The organism is Thalassospira sp. SN3W (assembly GCF_038070535.1).
In the GTDB taxonomy this organism is placed as follows: Bacteria; Pseudomonadota; Alphaproteobacteria; order Rhodospirillales; family Thalassospiraceae; genus Thalassospira; species Thalassospira xiamenensis.
On sequence record NZ_CP121124.1, the window covers coordinates 1,357,818 to 1,374,977 of the forward strand.

General features: G+C 56.8%; 15 protein-coding genes. 9 read left to right on the forward strand and 6 right to left on the reverse strand.

The window, feature by feature from the left end; genetic code table 11:
• The first annotated feature begins 26 nt into the window (after nt 1-26).
• On the forward strand, nt 27-785 hold the full coding sequence (locus P8T57_RS06105; protein ID WP_341364899.1) for a cytochrome C biogenesis protein CcmI: 759 nt from the start codon (nt 27-29) through the stop codon (nt 783-785).
• A 28-nt stretch (nt 786-813) separates the two neighbouring features.
• On the opposite strand, the gene P8T57_RS06110 is transcribed toward P8T57_RS06105, so the two are convergent.
• Entirely contained in the window at nt 814-1,572 is a 759-nt protein-coding gene (locus tag P8T57_RS06110) for a DeoR/GlpR family DNA-binding transcription regulator (RefSeq protein ID WP_007090231.1), read from the reverse strand.
• Between the two features lie 259 nt (nt 1,573-1,831).
• On the opposite strand from P8T57_RS06110, the gene deoC reads away from it, so the two are divergent.
• The 7 genes from deoC (at nt 1,832) to rbsK (ending at nt 9,307) form a co-directional block, all read left to right on the forward strand.
• On the forward strand, nt 1,832-2,503 hold the full coding sequence (gene deoC / locus P8T57_RS06115) for a deoxyribose-phosphate aldolase (protein WP_007090232.1): 672 nt from the start codon (nt 1,832-1,834) through the stop codon (nt 2,501-2,503).
• Nucleotides 2,504-2,638: 135 nt separating this feature from the next.
• Nucleotides 2,639-3,685, forward strand: a complete 1,047-nt coding sequence (locus tag P8T57_RS06120; protein WP_037987471.1) for an autoinducer 2 ABC transporter substrate-binding protein — start codon at nt 2,639-2,641, stop codon at nt 3,683-3,685.
• 86 nt (nt 3,686-3,771) lie between these two features.
• Nucleotides 3,772-5,274: a sugar ABC transporter ATP-binding protein gene (locus tag P8T57_RS06125; RefSeq protein ID WP_341364900.1), complete on the forward strand. Its 1,503-nt coding sequence runs from the start codon at nt 3,772-3,774 to the stop codon at nt 5,272-5,274.
• Nucleotides 5,275-5,285: 11 nt separating this feature from the next.
• Complete coding sequence (locus P8T57_RS06130) at nt 5,286-6,263, forward strand: ABC transporter permease (RefSeq protein ID WP_341364901.1); 978 nt, start codon at nt 5,286-5,288, stop codon at nt 6,261-6,263.
• A 10-nt stretch (nt 6,264-6,273) separates the two neighbouring features.
• A complete protein-coding gene (locus tag P8T57_RS06135; protein WP_037987469.1) occupies nt 6,274-7,266 on the forward strand; it encodes an ABC transporter permease in 993 nt (330 codons plus the stop codon).
• Nucleotides 7,267-7,279: 13 nt separating this feature from the next.
• Nucleotides 7,280-8,365 carry an aldose 1-epimerase family protein gene (locus tag P8T57_RS06140; RefSeq protein WP_341364902.1) on the forward strand — a complete coding sequence of 362 codons (1,086 nt, stop codon included), beginning with the start codon at nt 7,280-7,282 and terminating at the stop codon, nt 8,363-8,365.
• Nucleotides 8,366-8,380: 15 nt separating this feature from the next.
• Nucleotides 8,381-9,307, forward strand: a complete 927-nt coding sequence (gene rbsK / locus P8T57_RS06145; protein WP_063092034.1) for a ribokinase — start codon at nt 8,381-8,383, stop codon at nt 9,305-9,307.
• A 93-nt stretch (nt 9,308-9,400) separates the two neighbouring features.
• On the opposite strand, the gene P8T57_RS06150 is transcribed toward rbsK, so the two are convergent.
• From P8T57_RS06150 to P8T57_RS06160, 3 genes are all read right to left on the reverse strand, one after another.
• A complete protein-coding gene (locus tag P8T57_RS06150) occupies nt 9,401-9,673 on the reverse strand; it encodes a hypothetical protein (RefSeq protein WP_110252522.1) in 273 nt (90 codons plus the stop codon).
• Between the two features lie 9 nt (nt 9,674-9,682).
• Entirely contained in the window at nt 9,683-11,539 is a 1,857-nt protein-coding gene (locus tag P8T57_RS06155; RefSeq protein ID WP_341364903.1) for a lytic transglycosylase domain-containing protein, read from the reverse strand.
• A 227-nt stretch (nt 11,540-11,766) separates the two neighbouring features.
• Complete coding sequence (locus P8T57_RS06160) at nt 11,767-12,660, reverse strand: uracil-DNA glycosylase (RefSeq protein WP_341364904.1); 894 nt, start codon at nt 12,658-12,660, stop codon at nt 11,767-11,769.
• A 245-nt stretch (nt 12,661-12,905) separates the two neighbouring features.
• Between P8T57_RS06160 and P8T57_RS06165 the strand changes: the two genes are divergently transcribed.
• Nucleotides 12,906-14,543, forward strand: a complete 1,638-nt coding sequence (locus P8T57_RS06165) for an electron transfer flavoprotein-ubiquinone oxidoreductase (protein WP_341364905.1) — start codon at nt 12,906-12,908, stop codon at nt 14,541-14,543.
• A 59-nt stretch (nt 14,544-14,602) separates the two neighbouring features.
• Here the strand turns inward: P8T57_RS06165 and P8T57_RS06170 are convergent, their stop codons facing one another.
• Nucleotides 14,603-16,138 (reverse strand): aldehyde dehydrogenase family protein, encoded by a 1,536-nt coding sequence (locus P8T57_RS06170; protein ID WP_341364906.1) that lies wholly within the window; start codon nt 16,136-16,138, stop codon nt 14,603-14,605.
• Nucleotides 16,135-17,034 carry an NAD(P)-dependent oxidoreductase gene (locus P8T57_RS06175; RefSeq protein ID WP_341364907.1) on the reverse strand — a complete coding sequence of 300 codons (900 nt, stop codon included), beginning with the start codon at nt 17,032-17,034 and terminating at the stop codon, nt 16,135-16,137. Before P8T57_RS06175 ends, P8T57_RS06170 begins: the two co-directional genes overlap by 4 nt.
• Nucleotides 17,035-17,160 lie beyond the last annotated feature (126 nt).

A 17,160-nucleotide genomic window follows, 5' to 3' on the forward strand; every position in this document is an offset into this window, starting at 1 on the left:
AGTATTCTCCCGTCGCGAGGTTCCTTTTGATCTGGCTTGGCCTTGTCATACTTGCCGCGTTTGGCGGGCTTGCGATCTATGCCAGCCTGCCGCGTCGGCCTGCGGGGGTGGATAGCCACAATACACCCGATGCCCGCCGCGCCTTTGGCCCGATGGCGCGGATCGGCTTTTCAACCCTGCCCGTGATTGCCGCAGTTATTTTGTATAGCGCGATCGGCATGCCACAAATTCCGTCGCGCCCCTATTCCGAACGGGCGGGCGAACGCAATCTTGCCGCCGCTGCGGCCGCGGCAAACGATGTGACTGATCCCGACTTTCAGACCGATCAGCAGATCCGCCGTCTGCTCAGCCAGATCGTCCTGTCGCTTGAAGCCAATCCCCGCAATTTGCAGGGCTGGGTCGTTCTGGCGCGTGGGTCATTGCGTCTGGGCGATATCGAGCGGGCGGTTGCCGCCTTTGCGCGTGCCTATGCGCTTTCCGGTCATAATCCGTTACTCGCCATCGAATATGCCGATACACGCATTACCGCCCAACAAGGCCAGATTGACAAGGTGTCACGCGATCTGATCCTGCATGCGCTTGGCCAGATGCCAAACCATCAGCTCAGCCGCTATTACTATGGCATGATGCTCAAACAGCAGGACAAGTATCAGCAGGCCCTGAATGTCTTTACCGATCTCTATCGTGACATTCCAAAGGACGACCCGCTCAGCGGTGCGACCGAGGCGGAAATACAATTGCTGAACGCAGAAATCGCCGACGCAACACAGGCCGAACCGAACTAGCTCAAGCGACAGCCCTTGATGCCCTTCGCTATTGCGTAATCAGGGGACAACCGGTTTTGGTTGCCAGTTCCGGATCGCATTTCGGATCGGTACAGATCATGTCGAACTGCTCCAGCTTGGCAAACAGCATGGGCTTGATGACATTGAACTTTGTTGAATCGACAACAAGGATCTTGTTGGCCGCGGTCTCAAGAACCGCCTGTTTGATATCAACCTCATGCGGGTTGGAACAACTGACACCCCGGCTGATATTGACCCCGCCCGCCGACATGAAGGCGGTATTGATATTCAGGTTCAGAATGGCATTCACGCTGTTGCTATCGGCAAAGGATGCCGAAGACGCGTGATACATCCCGCCCAGCATGATGACCCGAAGGCCCGGCTTTTTGCACAGGATTTCGGCGACATTGATCGAATAGCAGATCGCCGTGATATCCCGATTTTCTGGTAACGCATTGGCGAGATAGGGAATGGTCGTCCCGCAATCAAGAAATATGGTATCGCCCGGTTTGACATAACGCGCGGCAATCTGACAGGCTGTGCGCTTGAGATCGGTATGCGAACCGCGTTCACGGTCCAAGATATATCCAAGGCCACCGGCTGCTGGCGACTTGAGCGTGATGTACCCCCCCATATATGTGAAAATATTTTCACAATTGGCGACATCACGGCGGACCGTCATTTCCGAAACGCCCAGCAGATCGGCGGCATCCTTCAACCGAATGACATTGCTGACCTCCAGATTGCGGGTCAGGGCTTCTATCCGGTCCTGCGATTTGATCGACATTCAGACTCCGTTCACTGCCGATATACTGGCTGACAGGCCGCAGACACACCTGAAATGATGTCGAAAACCGCTCAGCACAACCATAAATTTCATCCTAAAACCCCTGATTATAGCGAGACGGGCAGCAACTCAATCAAGTTCTGTTCTGATATGTTTTTGGCTTGACCGGATGTTAACCCGATGACAGGATCATTTCAATAAATGTTAAAAATTTAACAAAACGGCGATAGCAACCCGTTATCGTCGAGGGAAACGTTACATGTCGAATGCTCCACTTCCCGCCGTTGCAGGCGATCTTGCCGCTTATATTGATCACACCCTTCTGGCGGCGGACGCCACCCCCGATCAGATTGTCTCGCTGTGCGCCGATGCGCGAAAACACGCTTTCAAGGCGGTCTGTGTCAATCCGATCTATATCCCGCTGGTCGTGCGCGAACTGGCCGATACCAATGTTCTGGCATGCTCTGTGGTGTGTTTCCCGTTCGGGGCCGATCCGGTTTCCGCCAAGGTTTCCGAAACCCGCTGGGTGGTTGAACAGGGTGCCCGCGAAGTCGATATGGTCATAGCACTTGGCCTGCTCAAGGCTGGCGATACCGATGCCGTTCGCGCCGATATTGCCGCGGTAAAAGAAGCCTGCGGCGATGCCACCCTCAAGGTCATCATCGAAACAGCATTGCTGACAGACGAACAGAAAGTCCTTGCCTGCGAACTGTCCAAACAGGCCGGTGCCGATTTCGTCAAAACCTCGACCGGTTTCGCCGGCGGCGGTGCCACTGCCGAAGACATCGCCCTGATGCGCAAAACCGTTGGCCCGGATATCGGGGTCAAGGCGTCGGGCGGCGTTCGCACCACCGAAGACGCATTCAAGATGATTGCAGCCGGGGCATCGCGCATCGGTGCCAGCGCCAGCATTAAGATTATCGGTCAGTAAACGGTGCCGGTGGCCGCATCCCGGCCACCGGAAAATTGCTGTTTTCGGAACGAACCGCGTGAAAAGCCTTGGCTTTCATGCCAATAAGACGCAGAAAACTGCCAGCTAAAAAACGATTTCAATTTGGAGGTAACAATGAACAAGCTTCTTTCATCGCTTGTCGTCGCCGGTTCCCTGCTTGCAGGTGCGGCCCATGCAGACGAAGCGGTCAAAACGCCGGACATCATTTCGAAATTCACATCCGAAACCACCGGCAAGGAATATTCCATCGCCACCGTGGTCAAGGTTGACGGCATCGCATGGTTTGACCGTATGCGCGAAGGTGTCGAACAGTTCGGCGCAGACACCGGTCACGATACCTGGATGGTCGGACCGAGTGCCGCGGACGCCGCCGCACAGGTGCAGCTGATTGAAAACCTGATCGCACAGGGCGTTGATGCCATCAACATCGTGCCGTTCTCGGTCGAAGCCGTCGAACCGGTTCTGAAAAAGGCCCGTGACCGCGGTATCATCGTGATCGCCCACGAAGCATCAAACCTGAAAAACGCCGACTACATCCTCGAAGCGTTTGATAACAAGGCATATGGCGCGAAGCTGATGGAAGTCCTCGGGACCTCCATGGGTGGCAAGGGCAAATATGCCGCCACCGTCGGCAGCCTGACCTCCAAATCCCAGAATGAATGGATCGACGGTGCCGTCGAATACCAGAAAAAGCATTTCCCGGACATGGAACTGGCGACCGAGCGTCTCGAAACCTATGACGACGCCAACACCGACTACACCAAACTCAAAGAAACCCTGACCACCTACCCGGACCTTCAGGGTATCGTTGGCGGCCCGATGCCGACCTCGGCAGGTGCCGGTCGTCTGATCGCCGAACGCGGTCTTCAGGGTAAACTGCACTTCGCAGGTACCGGTCTGGTGTCGGTTGCCGGTGAATATCTGGCAAATGGCGACATCGAATACATCCAGTTCTGGGATCCGGCGGTTGCTGGCTATGCCATGAACATGCTGGCCATTATGGCGCTCGACGGCAAAGGCGACCAGATCAAGGCTGGTCTCGACCTTGGCCTTCCGGGTTACACCAATCTCAGCACCCCGGAAGGCAGCAATGCCAACCTGGTTTATGGCCAGGGCTGGGTCGGTGTGACCAAGGAAAACATGGACAAGTATAACTTCTGATTTCATCCTTTGGTGAAGGCGTCCATTAAGGACGCCTTCATTTTATTATGAGATCAGGCCCTTTGTTTCACGTTGACGGGCTTGTCATGTCTGAAAATTTCATTGAATTGCGAAACGTCCGGAAAGAATTTGCCGGCGTTGTTGCGCTTAAGGATCTTTCGCTGACGATCCGAAAAGGCGAAATCCACTGTCTTGCCGGTGAAAACGGTTCGGGCAAATCGACCCTGATCAAGATCATGTCCGGTGTATATCAGCCAAATGCCGGCGAGATTTACATTGATGGCAACAAGGTTGAAAGCCTGCACCCCATGGCCTCCATCGAACATGGGGTGCAGGTGATCTATCAGGACTTCTCCCTGTTCGGGAACCTGACCGTGGCCGAAAACCTTGCCATGAATGTGCAGCTTCGCGAACAGCGTCAGGTTCTGAACTGGCGCAAGGTCCGCGAGATTGCCAAGGAAGCGGTCAAACGTCTCGGGGTTGATATTGACCTTGATACCGATGTCGAAAAACTGTCCACGGCAGGCAAACAGCTTGTGGCGATTGCCCGTGCGCTGATGTCAGATGCCCGTCTGATCATCATGGACGAACCGACAACCGCCCTGACCGGCAAGGAAATCGAAACGCTTTTTCGCATCGTCAAGGATATCCAGTCGCGCGGGATTGCCATTTTGTTTGTCAGTCACAAAATGCGCGAAATGCTGGAAATCAGCGAACATATCACCGTCATCCGTAACGGCCAGAAAGTGGCCGACGGCCCGACCGGTGATTTTGACGAAGCCCTGATCACCCGTCACATGACCGGGTCTGATATCATTTCCGAACCCTATATCTGGGACCAGCAGAAATATGGTTCGATGCCGCCGCGCATTGAAACCAAAAACCTGACCCACGGAAACGATCTCGACAATATCAACCTCGCGATCAAACCGGGCGAGATTGTCGGTGTTTCCGGCCTGCTTGGGTCGGGTCGCACCGAACTTGCCCTGTCCCTGTTTGGCATGATGCCCGGTTACAGCGGCACCATTTCGATCAACGGCACGCAAACCGTGCTTGATACGCCGCAAAAGGCGATCAGGGCCGGGGTTGCCTATGTTCCCGAAGACCGTCTTAGCGAAGGACTGTTTCTAACCCAGGGCATTGATCGCAACATGCTTGCGACCAGTTACGAAAAACTGGCCCCCGGCCTGCTGATTGATCATAACAAGGCCGAAGAATGGGTTGAAACCATGATCCGCGACATGCAGATCGCAACCCCCACCGGCAAAAAGCTGGTCAAGGAACTCTCGGGCGGCAACCAGCAACGTGTGGTGATTGCCCGCTGGCTTCTGACCAATGCCAAATTCCTGATCCTGAACGGCCCGACCGTCGGGGTGGATGTCGGATCGAAGGCGGAAATTCACCGGATCATTCGCGAACTGGCCCAAAAAGAAGGGCTGGCCGTGCTGATGATTTCCGACGACGTGCCGGAACTGGTCCATAACTGTAACCGTATTGTCCTGATGCATCGCGGAGCCTTTGTCGAGGAAATGGCATCTGCCGATACCTCCGAAGACCAGATCAGCGACAAGCTCAAGAATTTAACGTAAGGAAAAACTCGATGGCCTGGTTTCAAAAATCAGAGGTGGTCATCGCGGGCATTCTTGTGCTTGCCATGATCCTGATCGGGCTGGTCAACCCCGCCTTCTGGAGCCTGGACAACATGTTCAGCCTTCTGCGCAGCAACGTGATCATCGGCATCATGGCGCTTGGCGTTTTGCTGGTGATGATTTCCGGCGGGATTGATGTTTCGTTCCCGGCATTCGCTGTTGCCGCGATGTATCTGACCATCAAGGGCATGCTGTATTTCAATTATGACGGTGTTGTCCTGCCCTTCGTTGCCGCGGCGACGATGGGGGCGCTGTTTGGCTGCCTGAATGCGTTCTTTGTTTATAAATTCCGCATGATCCCGCTGATCGTGACCTTGGGTACGGGCAGCATGGTGCGCGGGTTCCTGCTGGGCGTTGTTGGCACCAGCATGATCAACATCAACAAAATGCCCGATGCCCTGATTGATTTCGGAAAGTCCGATATCATCAGCATGGTCAAACCCGATGGCACGACCTATGGCCTGACCGCGATGGTTGCTGTCTATGTCGTTCTGGCCGTGGCCCTGCATCTTGTGCTGCGTTATACCATGATCGGCCGCGGGGTTTATGCCATGGGCGGCGATCCCGAAGCCGCCAGCCGCGTTGGCTTCAACATCCGCAAGATCACCTTCTTCATCTATTGTGTGGCCGGGGCGTTGGCCGGTTTTGCCGGCCTCCTGCACAGCGGCATGATCTGGCTTGCCAACCCGCGCGATTTCGTCGGTCTTGAACTGGACGTGATCGCGGCTGTGGTTCTGGGCGGTGCTTCCATCTTTGGGGGGCGCGGTTCCGTTCTGGGAACCATGCTGGGTGTGTTCATGCTGGTGATGGTGAAAAACAGCCTGATCATCATGAAGATCGACACGACGTGGCAGCGCGTTGTTGTCGGCGTCATCATTGTAATTGCCACCGCCATTACGGCATGGCGTGACCGCCGTGCGAATGCGTGAGGGGGCCGATATGAAACGTGAACTCGATTTCCGCAACCTTCTGAACAAGGACAACAATATCGTTCAGCTGATCGCCATGACGATCCTGATCTTTGTTGTCATGACCGCCCTTAGCCCGGATAAATTCCTGCGCTATTACAATTTTGAATCCATCACCTACACCTTCCCGGAACTGGGCCTTCTGTCGATTGCAATGATGATTGCCATGCTGACCGGCGGCATTGACCTTTCGGTGATCGGCATTGCCAACCTGTCGGGCATCTTTGCCGGGGTGATGTTCAAGAAATTCGCCACCGACGCAGGTGTTGCCGATACCGGTTTTGGCATTGTTCTGCTGGGTGGTGTTGTCGCCCTTGGCACCGGGCTTGTCGCTGGGGCTTTGAACGGTCTGTTGATTACCCGGTTAAAAATCACGCCCATTCTGGCCACCCTTGGCACCGGGCAGGTCTTTACCGGCCTTGCCATCGTCATGACCGGCGGCCCGGCAATTGTCGGCTTCCCCGAAGCCTGGGCCTTTATCGGCAATGGCAAGATCTTTGGTCTGGCAACGCCGTTTGTCCTGTTCGTGGTTCTGGCCTGCCTGATTGCCTTCATGCTGCGCCGCACGACCTTTGGCATCAATCTGATGCTGATCGGTACCAACCCGAAGGCCGCCCTGTTTGCCGGTCTGAAACGCGAAAAGATGGTCCTGCTCAGCTACATGCTGACCGGGGTGATGGCGTCCATCGCCGGAATCATTCTTTCGGGGCGTACCAATGCGGCAAAGTCGGATTACGGCACATCCTATCTGCTTCAGGCGGTTCTGATTGCGGTTCTGGGCGGCACCAACCCGGCCGGTGGCCGTGGCACGGTGCTCGGTGTGTCGATCGCGGTTGCGGCCCTGATGCTGCTGTCAAGCGGCTTCCAGATTCTGCGGTTTTCCAACCATCTGATCGATTTTATCTGGGGCGTGTTCCTTCTGCTGGTGATTGCGCTCAACGCCTATAAAAACCGTTCGCGTTAAACGAGGTGACTTCATGACTGCGTCAACCAAGGTTAACCTGCGCAAAACCTTCTTCGGCGACGCCGAACATGTCATCGCATCGCACGGTGGCATGTCGGCCAGCCTGTTTCGCTATGAAACCGGCATCGAAGCAGTCCGGCTGAAAAACGAACGCGGCTATCTGGTCATTCTGCCCTTCATGGGGCAGATGATCTGGGATGCGGTGTTTGATGGCGTGGATCTGACCATGGAAAACATGTTCAGCATGCCGCGCCCGGCCAACGTCATTGTCGAAACCTATGGCTGTTTTGCGTTCCATTCGGGGCTGCTGACCAATGGCTGCCCCGGTCCGACCGATACCCATCCGCTGCATGGTGAAATGCCCTGTGCCGAAATGGATAGTGCCGCCATTGAATTTGGCCATGACGACGACGGTGCCTTTATGGCGATCAGTGGCACCCGCGAATATGTCATGGGCTTCCGGGCGCATTACATGGCGCGACCCCGTGTGGTTCTGCGCCCGGATGCGACGCTTTTCGATATTCAGATGAATGTCGAAAACCTGTCGGGTGCAGCAATGGACCTGATGTATATGTGCCACGTCAATTTCGCGTTCTGTGACGGCGCACAAATCATCCAGCCCGCCGGTTTCACTCCCACCGACACCATCGTTCGCACCGAAGTCCCGGCCCATGTGCCGCGCAACCCGGATTACGATGCGTTTCTTGAAACGCTGGCGCAAAATCCGGCGGCGATGGAAACCCTCGACGAACCGCATCGCTATGATCCCGAACAGGTGTTTTACATCCGCAACGCCAAAACCGATGCGCATGGCAACACCGCCTGCATGATGCGCCGCGTCGAAGGCGATGCGTTTCACATTGCCTATAACACCAATGATTTTCCCAAAACGGTCCGCTGGATACTGGCAAATCAGGATCAGAAGGTCGCGGCCTTTGCCCTGCCATCCACCTGCGAACCCGAAGGCTTCAACGCCGAAAAAGCCAAGGGACATGTCATTTCCCTGCGATCTGGCGAAAGCCGGAATTTCTCGGTAAGGCTGGGCTATATGACGCAGGCCGAAAGTGACACGGCCGAACAGGCGATCCGTTCGCTGTAAATCAGGAGAATGAATATGGCAGGCAAAATTGCCATTGTCGGAAGCAACATGGTCGATCTGATCACCTATACGGATCGTATGCCGTTGCCCGGCGAAACCATCGAAGCACCACGTTTCGAAATGGGATGTGGCGGCAAGGGCGCCAATCAGGCCATCGCGGCGGCACGTCTTGGCGCCGATGTCATGATGGTCACCAAGGTCGGCGACGATATCTTTGCCGATAACACCATCCGCAATTTCGAAACATCGGGCATTGATACCCGCTTTGTCGAACGGGTACCGGGCACCTCAAGCGGCGTCGCCCCGATCTTTGTCGAACCGTCAGGCGAAAATTGCATCCTGATTGTCAAAGGGGCCAATGCACAACTGTCCCCGGCCGATGTCGACCGTGCTGCCGATGCGCTCAAGGAATGCGACCTGATTTTGATGCAGCTCGAAATTCCGCTGGAAACGGTCTATCACACCGTCGCCTTTGGTGCCGAACATGGCATTGAAACGCTGGTTAATCCGGCCCCGGCCCCGGCTGACCTCGACAGCACCAAAATCGAAAAGGCCACCTTCCTCGTCCCGAACCAGACGGAACTTGCGACGATTTCGGGTATGGCCGTGAATTCACTGGCCGATGCCGAAGCCGCCGCAAGAAGCCTGATCGCCCGTGGTGTCAAAACCGTAATTGTGACACTGGGCGGCGATGGCGCGCTTCTGATCAATGGCAATGACGACGCAGTCCATATTGATCCTGTATCGGTCAAGCCGGTCGATACGACCGGTGCTGGCGATGCCTTTATCGGCAGCTTTGCGCGCTACTATGCCGAAAACCGTGACGTCAAAGCCGCCCTTGAAATGGCCGTGCGGTATGCGGCAGACAGCATCACCCGTCCGGGTACCCAGAAATCATATGCAACCGTGCAGGATTTCGAAAAATTCTGCCAGTCGCTGTAACCCGGTCTGATCTTCGGACAACAAAAACGGGCGCAGACATCTGTGCCCGTTTTTTTATGTGGTCCGACGACGCGGCACAGATTGCACCGTCCCCTAGGAACCAATCAGATACAGCACACCCAGCAAAGCCGCGACAATCAGAATGAAAGTTCCCGCGACCGCCGCAAATCGCATCACCGGATGCAGTTTGGCAAGTTCCGTGGTTTCATCGCTCTGTGATTTATGGCCGCCTGCTTCGCGGTCTTTGTGGAACCGGCGAAGCGCCTCATCGCCACTCATCGGTGGCATCTGCATCCGGTCCAGAACCGTTCCCTGATCACGACGATCAGATGCCGGTTCACCATTGCGATTATTGTCTGCGGTCATCAATCCCGATCAGCGTTCGGCGGTCAGGCCGTCATCACCAGCACCAAGGTCCTGCGACTGGTAAACCGGCCACTGCCCCGCAGCAAGACGATCAAGCGACGGGCTGTCCTGCCCCAGACGCGACCGATACATCCAAAGGTTCGCCATCACACGCTCGATAAACAGGCGCGTTTCACGCGACGGAATGCTTTCGATGAAATAAAGCGGATCTTCGTTATCCTTCAGCGCCTTCTGCCAGCGCCCCAGATTGCCGATCCCGCCATTATAAGCCGCCATCAACTGCAAGAAGCCGTTATCGACCCCGTTCTGCCCCAGAAGATGATCGACATATTTCTGACCCAGCGACAGGTTGACTTCCGGCTCGTAAAGTTCTGCACGCTTTTCACCGCGATAACGGGTATTGCCGATATAGCTTGCGGTTGCGGGCATCAGCTGCATCAAACCACGCGCCCCGGCGTGGCTCCGCGCCTCGGCATTGAAGCCGGATTCCTGACGCATCAACGCATAAATCAGCGCCCGGTCAACTTCATACCCGCCTTGCGGCGCCCATGGCGGCACCGGATAAAGCGCATTGACGATGACCTCGCCGGTTTTCTGCGCGATATAACCGCCAAGCCGCATGGTCAGCGCCGCAAAATTCGCACTATCGGCAAGCGCCAGGGCCGCACGGCGCAGCTTGGCATCGTCGCTGGCTGCGGCCTTGCGCAATTCCTGTTCGGCCTCTTCACGCCTGTCGATCTGGATCAGGGCAAGGGCACGACGGCCATGCGGATCAAGCTTCAGCTTGTTGGCGCGATTTTCATCAAGCGCCAGACTGTCCCAGTCAAAAACGTCATCCCGGCCAAGCGACCGCAACGCCAGAAGCCCGTAAAACGACCGCGGATATTCCGCGGCCTTCTGCAACATCTTGTCGGCTTCAACAAAACGTCCCGCCGCCAGATCAATCCTTGCGGCCCAGAACGCCCCGGCCGACCGCGTCCAGCTTGACGCATAGTCGTTCTTGGTCAGGGCCACAAAATGGTCATGCGCCTGATCCATCTTGCCCAGCCGCCACGCCGTCAGGCCCGCCGTCCAATGCGCCTGCGGCAGGTATTTGCCCGACCGCTTTGCGGCTTCGGCGGCATGGCGCAAAGCCAGATCGGGCTTGCCGAAATAATAATATCCCGATGCAATCGACGTCCGCGCTTCGTCCTGCTCATAGGCATCAAACAAACGCTTGGTTTCCAGTGCCTCAAGCACCTCAAGCGCGCCGGTGGGCCAACCGCCGCCGATCCGCTGGCGAATACGACGTTTCAGAACCGAAGCGCGCGAACGCTGTGCCGATGAAAGGCTTTTGGTCGATTTGTGGTAATAGGGACGGATATCTTCGTAATCATATCCGGCACCGTTGACATACCCGCCAACCGGTTTCTTCGGATAGGTTGCATTGCCACGGCGTTGCAACGCCAGTTTGTAGATGGTCGGCGCTTCGGGCAGATCGGCATAAAGTGCCAGCCAGTCCTTGAGTTCCTTGTAGCGCGACCGATACGCCGTCGGATGCAGATAGCGCTGTGCTTGGACATGCCCCATCAGCAGGTCATCGGACAGACGCGAAATCAGGTTGTCCGCATCTTTCCAGCGGCCCTGCTCCTGCACGGCAAAAATCTGTTCGTAAAGTTCCGCATCACGCTTGGACAGCACAGTCGGTGTTTTGACCGAGCCCGCATCATCACTGGCCGCAGGCGCACTAAGGGCAGCCTGTTCCTTGGTCGCCTGGGCGTCCGTTACAGGCAGCACCAATGCAATGGCACCCAGTCCGGAAATGAGAACGGTGCGCCGAAATGCCGATATGGCACGCGGCAGCCTTGTTTGTAGTGCTTCGATCAAAACCAGTCTTTCCCCTACGAGACTCCGGCAAAGCCGTGTTTGTATCCCGAAGCAGTTTCTCGTCGCAACCTGTAGAGTGCGGTGTCCCCCCGCATTTGGCAGAGATATATACCAGCAAAAGCCGGTGCCGCGAAATGATTTCTCCGAAATCAACCACTTGGCGGGGGTGGCCGCACATTGCCTGCCCGCTGCATATCGGCCATGCATCGTGCGTTTCGTAAGGTAATTTACGACAATTTCTGCGCAACAGCCCGCAAATCGCGCCACGCCATCCGTTTCTGTTCCGGTGTCCGAAGCAGATAGGCCGGATGGAACATCGCCGTCACATCGGCAACACTGGCAGCCCCCAGCGGAATTTCTTTCCATGTGCCGCGCAACCGGGTGATGCCGCGGTCTTCTTCCATCAGGGTCTTGGCCGCACTGCCGCCAAGGCAGATAACAACCTTTGGCCCGATCAGTTCAAGATGACGGCGGACAAATGGTTCGCACACCGCGATTTCGGCGGTGGTCGGCTGCCGGTTTCCCGGCGGACGCCAGGGCAGGATATTGGTGATATAGACTTCCTCGCGCGCAAAACCGATGGATCGCAACATCGCATCGAGCAACTTGCCGCTCGGTCCGACAAAGGGTTCGCCCTGCCGGTCCTCTTCCGCCCCCGGTGCTTCGCCGACCAGCACCAAACGTGCTTCGGGGTTCCCCACGCCAAAGACGGTATTGCTGGCCGATTTCTTAAGTGCGCAGCCTTCGAACTTTTCGACCGCTTCCTTTAGATCGGCCAGATTTGTTGCCGCCGCGGCAAGGTCACGGGCCGATTGGCGGGCTTCGTGTGGCGTATCGGATAACAGGAACCCTGCCCCCGGTGGCATGGGCGGCGGCGGGGTCATCGGGGTTGCACCACCGGCGGGCCGTGGCATCGCCGGGCGGGCAGCCGCGCCACCATTGGGCGGCAATGACGCACGGCCGGGCTGGCTTGCTGCCTGTCGGCTCAGGCTTTCGGATGCCTTGAAACGGTCCAGCGGCTCGTCGGCAATCGCCTCGTCCGCGCCCATTTCAAACTGCCAGATCAATGCCTGCAGCGGGTCCAGGTTATTTACATCAAAATCTGTAATTGGTTTGCTCATCTACACAGGAACGGTGTATGTTGCGGCGCATTCTTTGGAATGGCGCATGGATTTCAATCGACTTTAACGATTTTGGATCACTTGCACCATATACAAACGTGACTCAAATCGGTACACCTATACCGATTAAACAATGAATGTGAGAAATCAGGGCTTGGGCGAGACTCTGATCGGTGAATACCGGCTTGTGACCCATACGGGCGAAAACAGTCCGAAACGGTCGGCAGCCAAAGGAGAGAGGCCATATGGAACGCGAATCCATGGAATTTGACGTGGTTGTCGTCGGTGCCGGTGTATCCGGTCTGTCGGCTGCCATTCGACTGATGCAACTCGCCCAGGAACATGAAAAAGAAATCACCGTCTGTGTGGTGGAAAAAGGTTCCGAGGTCGGCGCGCATACGCTTTCGGGTGCGGTGATGGAACCGCGTTCGATGAACGAACTTTTCCCCGACTGGAAAGAACGCGGCGCACCGCTGAATGTCCCCGCTGGCAAGGACGAGTTCCTGATGCTGAGCGAAACCGGCGGTATCAAGCTCCCCACCCCACCGCAGATGCATAACAAGGGCAACTATATCGTCAGCCTCGGCAATGTGTGCCGCTGGCTTGGTGAACAGGCCGAAGCCATGGGGATCGAAGTTTATCCCGGCTTTGCCGCCGCCGAAGTCCTGTTTAACGAGGACGGTTCGGTCAAGGGGATCGCGACCGGCGATATGGGCATCGCGCGCGATGGCACGCCCGGCCCGAACCACGAACCGGGCATGGAACTGCATGCGAAGTACACCTTCTTTGCCGAAGGTTGCCGTGGCTCGCTGTCCGAACAGCTGATCAAAAAGTTTGATCTGCGCAAAAATTCCGATCCGCAAACCTATGGCATCGGCATCAAGGAACTGTGGGAAGTTGACCCCGAAGTTCACGAAGAAGGCAAAATCACCCACACCACCGGCTGGCCGCTCGATAAAAACACCTATGGCGGGTCGTTCCTGTATCACCTTGATAACAATCAGGTCGTGGTCGGTTTTGTCATCGGTCTTGATTACGAAAACCCGCATCTCAGCCCGTTTGACGAATTCCAGCGGTTCAAAACCCATCCGAAAGTCCGCAAGATTTTCGAAAAGGGCCGCCGCATTTCTTACGGTGCGCGTGCGCTGAACGAAGGCGGTTTTCAATCGATCCCCGATCTGGTCTTCCCCGGTGGCTGTCTGATCGGCTGTTCGGCCGGTTTCATGAATGTGCCGAAAATCAAGGGATCGCACACCGCGATGAAGACCGGCATGCTCGCCGCCGAAGCCGCGTTCGAGGCGCTAACTGCCGAAACGCCACCCGCCTCGATGGAAAGCTACCCGGAAAAACTTAAAAACAGCTGGGTCTATCCCGAACTGCACAAGGTCCGCAACATCCGCCCAAGCTTCGCCAAATGGGGCTTCTGGGGCGGCATGGCCTATAGTGCGGCTGATACCTATCTGTTGGGTGGCAAGGCCCCCTGGACCTTTAAAAACCATGCGGACCATGCCTGCCTGAAACCGGCTGCCGACATGCCGAAAATCGACTATCCGAAACCGGATGGTGTGGTCAGCTTCGACAAACTCTCGTCGGTGTTCCTGTCAAACACCAACCACGAAGAAGACCAGCCGATCCATCTGACGCTCAAGGACGCCAGCGTGCCGGTGAACGTCAATCTTGCGGTTTATGACGGGCCCGAAGCCCGCTTCTGCCCGGCAGGTGTTTACGAATTTGTCGCGGACGAGGACAAAGGCGGCAAACGTCTGCAAATCAACGCGCAGAACTGCGTGCATTGCAAGACGTGTGACATCAAGGACCCGACCCAGAACATCGTCTGGGTAGTGCCCGAAGGCGGCGGTGGCCCGAACTATCCCAATATGTAAACGTCAAAAGGGCCGCGTCATGCGGCCCTTTTTCGTGATCCTGATGATCGATATGCGTTCTATTCCGGCGCATAGCCAAATGCGGCGGGCGGATTGGCCGCCGTTTCGGTCCAGACACTTTTGGGCTGCATATATTCCATCAAGCCTTCCTTGCCGCTCGACCTTCCATACCCACTGGCACCAAATCCGCCAAACGGCGACATGACATTGATCGTCTTGTAACTGTTGATCCAGAACGTCCCGGCACGGACATTCGCCGCCACCCGGTGCGCCCGGTCCACCGATTGCGTCCACACCGCCCCGGCCAGACCAAACTTGCTGTCATTGGCAATCGCCACTGCCTCGGCTTCATCCTCGAACGGAATGACGGAAACCACCGGGCCAAAGATTTCCTCGCGCGCAATCGCCATCTCATTGCGCACATTGCCCAACACCGTCGGACGCAGGAAATAACCCTCCTGACACGCGGCCCCTTCCGGGCGGATACCCCCGGCCAGCAATTCCGCGCCTTCTTTCTGGCCTGCTGCCACCAACCGGCGCACCGTCTGATATTGTGCGTCATTGTTGATCGGGCCGATCTGGGTTGCGCTATCCATCGGATCACCGACCGGAATGCGATTGGCCCCGTCAACCAGCATATCAAGGAAACGATCAACCACATTGCGCTGCACCAGCAACCGCGATCCCGCGACACAGCTTTGCCCCGCCCCGCTAAATATTGCGGCCTGCGCGCCGATCACCGCACGGTTAAGGTCGGCATCACCAAACACGATATTGGCCGACTTCCCGCCAAGTTCCAGCACGCAGGGCACAATATTCTGTGCCGCCTGTGCCGCAATGCTCGCCCCGGTGCGCGGTGATCCAACGAAAACAACCTTGCGCGTGACGTCATGGGTGGTCGCCGCCGCCCCGGTCGTCATGCCAAGCCCGGTCAGAACCGTGATCACGCCGTCGGGCAATCCGGCCTTTTTGGATAAAACACCAAGGGCAAGTGACGTTAACGGCGTCATTTCCGATGGTTTCAAAACCGCCGCATTGCCGGTGCAAAGCGCCGGGGCCAACTGCCATCCGGCGGTAAAGATCGGCGCGTTCCACGGCGTAATCTGTGTCACCACGCCGTATGGTTCGGGCCGCGTATAATTCAAATGGCTGCTCGGCACCGGGATCACATCGCCATGCAGCTTGTCGGCCCAACCGGCGTAATATTCAAACATCTCGGCAACTTTAAGCACCTCGACCTTTGTATCGCGGATCGGCTTGCCCGCGCTCACGGTTTCCAGCAACGCAAGCGCATCAAGGTGATCACGCACCTGTTGCCCGATCCGCCACATGATCCGGCCACGTTCAGCCGCCGTCATGCCCCACCAGACTTTCTGCCCGGCCACCGCGGCCTCCATCGCTGCATCGACAACCTCCGCCCCGGCATCCTTAAGGGTCAAAAACGCCTTGCCGGTCGCCGGATCGATCAGTTCGAACATATCGCCACGTCCGGGCATCATCGCCCCATTGACCCAGCTTCCGATCTCATCACTGCCAAAAAACGGCGCCATGGCCTTGTGATAGTCACGCGCCATCATATTGGAATCACTGCTCATGATTTGGCTCCTTTGTGGGTCGGGTCGCATTCGGTGATACGGTTGAAATCGGCATTGTCAGACAGCAGTTCCTCGCTCGCCGCCCAGATCTGCCCCGCCAGTTCCGAAACCGGCATCGCAACACTCTTGTCCTTGGCCAACGCCATGGCAAGGCGCACGTCCTTTCGCATCAATCCCATGGTAAAGCCGCTGTCAAAGGCCCCGTTCATCACCCATTTCGGATAATTGACCTCGCTGATCGCACTGCGGCCCGACCCAGCATTAAGGGCTGCAATCAGGTTTTCGGTGGTAACACCTGCCGCATTACCAAGCCGCACCGCCTCGCTCATGGTCAGAAGGTGGCTTGCCACCAGCATGTTATTGACGATCTTGACCGCATGGCCCGCCCCCACCGGCCCGACATGGGTGATCTTGCCACCCAACGAGCTTAGAACCGGCATCGCACGCGCCACATCGGCATCCCCGCCGCCGACCATCATGGTCAGATTGCCGCTATTGGCACCGGCTGGTCCGCCGCTGACCGGGGCATCAATCAGGATATGCCCCTGCATGCGCAGCACCGCATCAAGTTCGCGGGTCACATCGGGCTCGGACGTGGTGGTATCAATCACCAATCGCGGATCGATATCGCGTCCGCCAAGGCCCTCATCACCGCCAAGAACCTTGCGCACATGGTTTGCCGTCGGCAATGACAGGATGATCGTCGGGCACGCCTCAAACAATTCGGACAGTCCGGCGACAATCGTCACCCCCGATGCGGCGGCCTTGGCCTGGCATTCCATCGAAACATCAAACCCGATGACCGAAAAACCATCCCGCAACAGGGTGCGCGCCATGCCCAGCCCCATATTGCCAAGACCAACGACACCAATGGTGCCGGTTTCTGGATTACTCACGATATTTGCCTCTTTGCTTTCAGACAGCCGGGCTCAGCCGGTGAAGGCACGCGCCTTCCCGTCACGGCACCGATGCGGTCCGATGTGATTTTTTGATTTTGCCCCCGAACTTTCCGGTGGATATCG

Excerpts from the sequence above, each read along its gene's own strand:
- P8T57_RS06110 (WP_007090231.1), bottom strand. The coding sequence starts at position 1,572 with ATGTCGATCAAATCGCAGGACCGGATAGAAGCCCTGACCCGCAATCTG.
- deoC (WP_007090232.1), top strand. The coding sequence starts at position 1,832 with ATGTCGAATGCTCCACTTCCCGCCGTTGCAGGCGATCTTGCCGCTTAT.
- P8T57_RS06120 (WP_037987471.1), top strand. The coding sequence starts at position 2,639 with ATGAACAAGCTTCTTTCATCGCTTGTCGTCGCCGGTTCCCTGCTTGCA.
- P8T57_RS06125 (WP_341364900.1), top strand. The coding sequence starts at position 3,772 with ATGTCTGAAAATTTCATTGAATTGCGAAACGTCCGGAAAGAATTTGCC.
- P8T57_RS06130 (WP_341364901.1), top strand. The coding sequence starts at position 5,286 with ATGGCCTGGTTTCAAAAATCAGAGGTGGTCATCGCGGGCATTCTTGTG.
- P8T57_RS06135 (WP_037987469.1), top strand. The coding sequence starts at position 6,274 with ATGAAACGTGAACTCGATTTCCGCAACCTTCTGAACAAGGACAACAAT.
- P8T57_RS06140 (WP_341364902.1), top strand. The coding sequence starts at position 7,280 with ATGACTGCGTCAACCAAGGTTAACCTGCGCAAAACCTTCTTCGGCGAC.
- rbsK (WP_063092034.1), top strand. The coding sequence starts at position 8,381 with ATGGCAGGCAAAATTGCCATTGTCGGAAGCAACATGGTCGATCTGATC.
- P8T57_RS06150 (WP_110252522.1), bottom strand. The coding sequence starts at position 9,673 with ATGACCGCAGACAATAATCGCAATGGTGAACCGGCATCTGATCGTCGT.
- P8T57_RS06160 (WP_341364904.1), bottom strand. The coding sequence starts at position 12,660 with ATGAGCAAACCAATTACAGATTTTGATGTAAATAACCTGGACCCGCTG.
- P8T57_RS06165 (WP_341364905.1), top strand. The coding sequence starts at position 12,906 with ATGGAACGCGAATCCATGGAATTTGACGTGGTTGTCGTCGGTGCCGGT.
- P8T57_RS06170 (WP_341364906.1), bottom strand. The coding sequence starts at position 16,138 with ATGAGCAGTGATTCCAATATGATGGCGCGTGACTATCACAAGGCCATG.